Genomic DNA, 6366 nt, shown 5'->3' on the forward strand with positions numbered 1-6366 from the left:
TGAAAGGCCCGTCGCAACGGGCAGGTGCCGTCAGGCGACGTCACCGGGGAGAGCGGCTGCGACACATCCGGCGCGGATTCTGCGATCCTTGCCGGTGGCGTAGCGATGAACGGTACGGGCCCCGCCATGCGGGCGCCTCGGAGCTGTTGATGCAACGCAGCATATTCTTAGTTGATTGAGCGTTCAATAAAAAACGAATAGACTGGCCCACATTATCGCCGGACGGCACAGGTACGCCCGGCGAAGAGGAGATTGAAAAATGCCCAAGGTCGGTATGCAGCCGATTCGCCGCTCCCAGCTGATCCACGCGACCCTCGAGGCGGTGGACCAGGTGGGCATGAGCGACGCCAGCATCGCCCTGATCGCCCGCCTGGCGGGGGTCTCCAACGGCATCATCAGTCACTACTTCCAGGACAAGAACGGGCTGCTGGAAGCGACGATGCGACATTTGATGTCGGCATTGAGCAAGGCTGTCGCCGAGCGCCGCGCTACCTTGCGCAACGACGAACCGCGCTCGCACCTGCGGGCCATCATCGCCGGCAACTTCGATAGCTCCCAGGTCAACGGCCCGGCCATGAAAACCTGGCTCGCGTTCTGGGCGACCAGCATGCACCAGCCGGCGCTGCGCCGACTGCAGCGGATCAACGACCACCGGCTGTATTCGAACCTGTGCAGCCAGTTCCGCCGCGAACTGCCGCTGGTCCAGGCCCGCAGCGCCGCTCGCGGCCTGGCCGCGCTGATCGACGGCCTCTGGCTGCGGGGCGCGCTCTCGGGCGATGCCTTCGACACCGAGCAGGCGTTGGCGATTGCCTACGACTACCTCGACCAACAACTGGCCAAGCGCCCCGGATAGCGGGCGCAGCCTTGCGCTGACACCGACAAGAGAGGACCACCGCACCATGGCTCGATTCGAAGTACAGAAGCTCTACATTGGCGGTCGCTACGTGGAAGCCACCAGCGGCGCCACCTTCGAGACCATCAATCCGGCCAACGGTGAAGTCCTCGCCCAGGTACAACGCGCCTCGAAGGAAGACGTCGAGCGCGCCGTGCAGGCGGCGGTGGAAGGGCAGAAAGTCTGGGCGGCGATGACCGCCATGCAGCGCTCGCGCATCCTGCGTCGCGCCGTGGACATCCTCCGCGAGCGCAATGACGAGCTCGCCGAGCTGGAAACCCTCGACACCGGCAAGCCGCTGGCCGAGACCCGCTTCGTCGACATCGTCACCGGCGCCGACGTGCTCGAGTACTACGCCGGTCTGGTGCCCGCCATCGAGGGCGAGCAGATCCCGCTGCGCGACACCAGCTTCGTCTATACCCGCCGCGAGCCGCTGGGCGTGGTCGCCGGCATCGGCGCCTGGAACTACCCGATCCAGATCGCCCTGTGGAAATCCGCCCCGGCCCTGGCCGCGGGCAACGCGATGATCTTCAAGCCCAGCGAAGTCACCCCGCTGACCGCGCTGAAGCTGGCCGAGGTCTACACCCAGGCCGGCCTGCCCGATGGCGTGTTCAACGTGCTCACCGGCAGCGGCCGCGAAGTCGGCCAGTGGCTGACCGAACACCCGCTGATCGAGAAGATTTCCTTCACCGGTGGCACCTCCACCGGCAAGAAGGTCATGGCCAGCGCTTCCAGCTCCTCGCTCAAGGAAGTCACCATGGAGCTGGGTGGCAAGTCGCCGCTGATCATCTTCGAGGACGCCAACCTCGACCGTGCCGCCGACATCGCCGTCATGGCCAACTTCTTCAGCTCCGGCCAGGTCTGCACCAACGGTACCCGCGTGTTCATCCCGCGCAACCTGCAGGCGCGCTTCGAGGCCAAGGTGCTGGAGCGCGTCAAGCGCATCCGCCTGGGCAACCCGCAGGACGAGAACACCAACTTCGGCCCGCTGGTGAGCTTCCCGCACATGGAGAGCGTTCTCTCCTACATCGAGTCCGGCAAGGAACAGAAGGCCCGCCTGCTGTGCGGTGGCGAGCGCGTCACCCAGGGCGAGTTCGGCAAGGGCGCGTATGTCGCGCCGACCGTGTTCACCGACTGCCGTGACGACATGACCATCGTCCGCGAGGAAATCTTCGGGCCGGTCATGAGCATCCTCGTCTACGACACCGAAGACGAGGCCATCCGCCGCGCCAACGACACCGAGTACGGTCTTGCCGCTGGCGTCGTGACCCAGGACCTGGCCCGCGCGCACCGGGCGATTCACCGCCTGGAAGCGGGCATCTGCTGGATCAACACCTGGGGCGAGTCGCCGGCCGAGATGCCGGTTGGCGGATACAAGCAATCGGGTGTCGGTCGTGAGAACGGCCTGACTACCCTGGCTCACTACACTCGCATCAAATCCGTACAGGTAGAGCTGGGCGACTACACCTCGGTGTTCTGATCGCCGCGATCGAGCCATGAAAGGCCGGTCGCAGGCATGACTCCCTGACCACCGGCCATTCCCAACACGCAGACACCGGCGCGCACGCGTCGCGGGCGGTGTCGTGCCTGAAAAAGAGGAAGGCCTGCATGTCCCAGGAATACGACTACATCATCATCGGCGCGGGTTCCGCCGGTAACGTACTGGCTACCCGCCTGACCGAGGACGCCGACGTCAGCGTGCTGCTGCTCGAAGCCGGCGGCCCGGACTACCGCGCCGACTTCCGCACGCAGATGCCGGCGGCGCTGGCCTACCCGCTGCAGGGCCGTCGCTACAACTGGGCGTACCTGACCGACCCGGAGCCGCACATGAACAACCGCCGCATGGAGTGCGGACGCGGCAAGGGCCTGGGCGGCTCCTCGCTGATCAACGGCATGTGCTACATCCGCGGCAACGCCATGGACTTCGATGGCTGGGCGCAGGAGAAGGGGCTGGAAGACTGGACCTACCTCGACTGTCTGCCGTACTTCCGCAAGGCCGAGACCCGCGACATCGGCCCCAACGACTACCACGGCGGCAATGGTCCAGTGAGCGTCACCACGCCCAAGGCTGGCAACAACCCCCTGTTCCACGCCATGGTCGAGGCCGGCGTGCAGGCCGGTTACCCGCGTACCGAGGACCTCAACGGCTACCAGCAGGAAGGCTTCGGTCCGATGGACCGCACCGTCACCCCGCAAGGACGGCGCGCCAGTACTGCCCGTGGGTACCTGGACCAGGCCCGCGAGCGGCCGAACCTGACCATCGTCACCCATGCGCTGACCGACCGCATCCTGTTCAGCGGCAAGCGCGCCATCGGCGCGACCTATCTGCATGGCGATGACAACGCGCTGAAGGAAGTCCGCGCGCGCCGTGAAGTGCTGGTGTGCTCCGGCGCCGTCGCTTCTCCCCAACTGCTGCAGCGCTCCGGCGTCGGCCCGTCCGCGCTGCTGCGTGACCTGGGCATCGAGGTCGTGCATGACCTGCCCGGCGTCGGCCAGAACCTCCAGGACCACCTCGAGATGTACCTGCAGTACGCCTGCAAGCAGCCGGTGTCGCTGTACCCGGCGCTGCAATGGTGGAACCAGCCGCAGATCGGCGCCCAGTGGATGTTCCTCGGTACGGGGCTGGGCGCGAGTAACCAGTTCGAGGCGGGCGGTTTCATCCGCAGCCGCCCGGAATTCGAGTGGCCGAACATCCAGTACCACTTCCTGCCGGTGGCGATTAACTACAACGGCAGCAACGCGGTGAGCGAGCACGGCTTCCAGGCTCACGTCGGCTCCATGCGCTCTCCCAGCCGCGGGCGGATCAACGTGACGTCCCGTGATCCGCGCAAGCACCCGAGCATCCTGTTCAACTACATGTCCTGCGAGCAGGACTGGCAGGAATTCCGCGACGCCATCCGCATCACCCGCGAGATCATGAACCAGCCGGCACTCGATCCCTATCGTGGTCGCGAGATCAGTCCGGGCCTGGACAAGCAGAGCGATGCCGACCTCGATGCCTTCGTCCGCGAACACGCAGAAACGGCTTTCCACCCGTCCTGCTCCTGCAAGATGGGCGACGACGACATGGCGGTGGTCGATGGCGAAGGCCGCGTGCACGGCATGCAAGGGCTTCGGGTGATCGACGCGTCGATCATGCCGCTGATCATCACCGGCAACCTCAACGCCACCACGATCATGATGGCCGAGAAGCTCGCCGATAAGGTGCGCGGTCGCCCGTCGCTGCCGCGTAGCACCGCCGACTACTTCAAGGCCGAAGGTGCACCGGTACGCGGGAAACCGCAGCGCTGATTCTGAAAGATAGAAACGAAAACGCCGGCGAGAATGCCGGCGTTTTCAGTTTTCATCCACGACGTGGAGGAACCGGTCGGGTACGCCCGCTACCGTCGATGGCAACGAAGACGAACACTGCCTCGGTGACCTTGCGCCATTCGCTGGACAGCGGGTCATCGCTCCATACCTCGACCAGCATGCGGATCGAGCTGCGGCCCACTTCCAGGGTCTGGGTATAGAAGGAGAGCTGCGCGCCGACAGCGACCGGGACCAGGAAGGCCATGCGGTCGATGGCTACCGTGGCCACGCGGCCTCCGGCAATGCGGCTGGACATGGCGGTTCCGGCGAGATCCATCTGCGCCACCAGCCAGCCACCGAAGATGTCGCCAAAGCCGTTGGTCTCGCGCGGCAGGGCGGTGATCTGCAAGGCCAGGTCGCCTTGCGGGATAGGATCTTCTTGTTCGAGCTCGATCATAGGTAAGGGCCTCTTGCCCCCGGCGTACTCATGGTGAGGGTATGGAAAAACTCTCCCAAGACACCTGCCGGCGCAAGGCCTTGGGACAGCTTTTGATCGGCCTGCCCGCATTATATAGAGGGAGGACCGGCGCGACGACCGCAGGATGGGATGAAATTCCCGCGGGCGCGGCCGCTGTGTCGCCTCCGCGCAATTTGCTATGGTGCGGCACCTGCGGCTGCCGGCCGCAGCCTCCTTGCCTGCAGAGATAACAAGCACCATGCCTTCTGTGAACGCTCCTGCCGCGCCCGCGTCACGTCCGTTGACCCGCAGCGACTACAAGACTCTTTCGCTGTCCGCCCTGGGCGGCGCCCTCGAGTTCTACGACTTCATCATCTTCGTGTTCTTCGCCACCGTGGTCGGCAAGCTGTTCTTCCCCGCCGACATGCCCGACTGGCTGCGCCAGCTGCAGACTTTCGGCCTGTTCGCCGCCGGCTACCTGGCCCGTCCGCTGGGTGGGGTGGTGATGGCCCACTTCGGCGACCTGCTGGGCCGCAAGAAGATGTTCACCCTGAGCATCTTCCTGATGGCCGTTCCCACGCTGATCATGGGCTTGCTGCCCACCTACGCGCAGATCGGAATCTGGGCGCCGCTGGCGCTCCTGCTGCTGCGTGTCATCCAGGGCGCAGCCATCGGTGGTGAGGTCCCGGGTGCCTGGGTGTTCGTAGCCGAGCACGTCCCCCATCGTCATGTGGGCTATGCCTGCGGCACGCTCACGTCGGGTCTGACCGCGGGCATCCTCATCGGTTCGCTGGTCGCGACCCTGATCAACAGCGTCTACAGCGCCGAGGAAGTGCAGGGCTACGCCTGGCGTATTCCGTTCCTGCTGGGCGGCATCTTCGGTCTGTTCTCCGTCTACCTGCGCCGCTGGCTGCACGAGACGCCGGTATTCGCCGAGCTGCAGCTGCGCAAGCAACTGGCCGATGAGGTGCCGCTGGGTGTGGTGGTGCGTGAGCATCGCCCGGCCATCGTGCTGTCCATGCTACTGACCTGGGTGCTGTCCGCCGGCATCGTGGTGGTGATCCTGATGACCCCGTCGGTGCTGCAGACCGTCTATGGCTTCGACGCGGCTACGTCGCTGAAGGCCAACAGCGTGGCTATCGTCTGCCTGAGCGTCGGCTGCATCCTGTCCGGGCGTCTCGCCGACCGTTTCGGCGCGGGCCGCACCTTTATATATGGAAGCATCCTGCTGGGCGTCGTCTCCTGGACCTTCTACACCAGCCTCAAGGCGCATCCGGACTGGCTGTTCCCGCTGTATGCGGTCACCGGCCTGTGCGTCGGCGTCATCGGTGCGGTGCCTTACGTGATGGTCAACGCCTTCCCGGCGGTGGTGCGCTTCACCGGCCTGTCCTTCTCCTACAACCTGGCCTACGCCATCTTCGGAGGCCTGACACCCATGGTGGTTGCCCTCCTTATGAAGGAAGACCCGCTGGGCCCGGCTTATTATGTAGTGGCGCTGTGCGTGGTTGGCCTGCTGGTGGGTGCCTACCTGTTGCGCCAGGAGCGCAGGTTGGTAGGGCAGGGAATGGCCATAAACTGATCGACCGGACAGTTTTTTGCAGAAAGTTTAAATTAGTCGTTGACGGCCGATTTAAACTCCCTATAATGCGCACCACTCCCAGCGACGAAGCGCTGAAAGAACTTGAAAATCAAGTACTTACAGAGATTTGAAGTTGAGAGTGGTGGT

5 protein-coding genes are annotated in these 6366 nt (G+C 64.7%); 4 read left to right on the top strand and 1 reads right to left on the bottom strand.

The annotated features are described in order from the left end of the window. Positions 1-259 precede the first annotated feature (259 nt). The 3 genes from betI to betA all read left to right on the top strand — a co-directional run bounded on the left by betI (position 260) and on the right by betA (position 4183). Positions 260-853, top strand: a complete 594-nt coding sequence (gene betI / locus IB273_RS30435) for a transcriptional regulator BetI (RefSeq protein ID WP_192225730.1) — start codon at positions 260-262, stop codon at positions 851-853. A 46-nt stretch (positions 854-899) separates the two neighbouring features. Then, positions 900-2372, top strand: coding sequence for a betaine-aldehyde dehydrogenase (gene betB, locus IB273_RS30440; protein ID WP_192225731.1), 1473 nt, complete (start codon positions 900-902; stop codon positions 2370-2372). Positions 2373-2500: 128 nt separating this feature from the next. Next, entirely contained in the window at positions 2501-4183 is a 1683-nt protein-coding gene (betA, locus tag IB273_RS30445) for a choline dehydrogenase (protein ID WP_192225732.1), read from the top strand. A 52-nt stretch (positions 4184-4235) separates the two neighbouring features. Here betA and IB273_RS30450 read toward each other — a convergent pair whose 3' ends face one another. Further along, on the bottom strand, positions 4236-4640 hold the full coding sequence (locus IB273_RS30450) for an acyl-CoA thioesterase (RefSeq protein ID WP_017521585.1): 405 nt from the start codon (positions 4638-4640) through the stop codon (positions 4236-4238). 259 nt (positions 4641-4899) lie between these two features. Between IB273_RS30450 and IB273_RS30455 the strand changes: the two genes are divergently transcribed. After that, positions 4900-6219, top strand: a complete 1320-nt coding sequence (locus IB273_RS30455; RefSeq protein ID WP_081519153.1) for an MFS transporter — start codon at positions 4900-4902, stop codon at positions 6217-6219. Positions 6220-6366: the final 147 nt, after the last annotated feature.

The organism is Pseudomonas sp. PDM19, from assembly GCF_014852215.1.
Lineage (GTDB): Bacteria > Pseudomonadota > Gammaproteobacteria > Pseudomonadales > Pseudomonadaceae > Pseudomonas.

Coding starts and splice junctions, on each gene's coding strand:
- betI (WP_192225730.1), top strand. CDS start 260: ATGCCCAAGGTCGGTATGCAGCCGATTCGCCGCTCCCAGCTGATCCAC.
- betB (WP_192225731.1), top strand. CDS start 900: ATGGCTCGATTCGAAGTACAGAAGCTCTACATTGGCGGTCGCTACGTG.
- betA (WP_192225732.1), top strand. CDS start 2,501: ATGTCCCAGGAATACGACTACATCATCATCGGCGCGGGTTCCGCCGGT.
- IB273_RS30450 (WP_017521585.1), bottom strand. CDS start 4,640: ATGATCGAGCTCGAACAAGAAGATCCTATCCCGCAAGGCGACCTGGCC.
- IB273_RS30455 (WP_081519153.1), top strand. CDS start 4,900: ATGCCTTCTGTGAACGCTCCTGCCGCGCCCGCGTCACGTCCGTTGACC.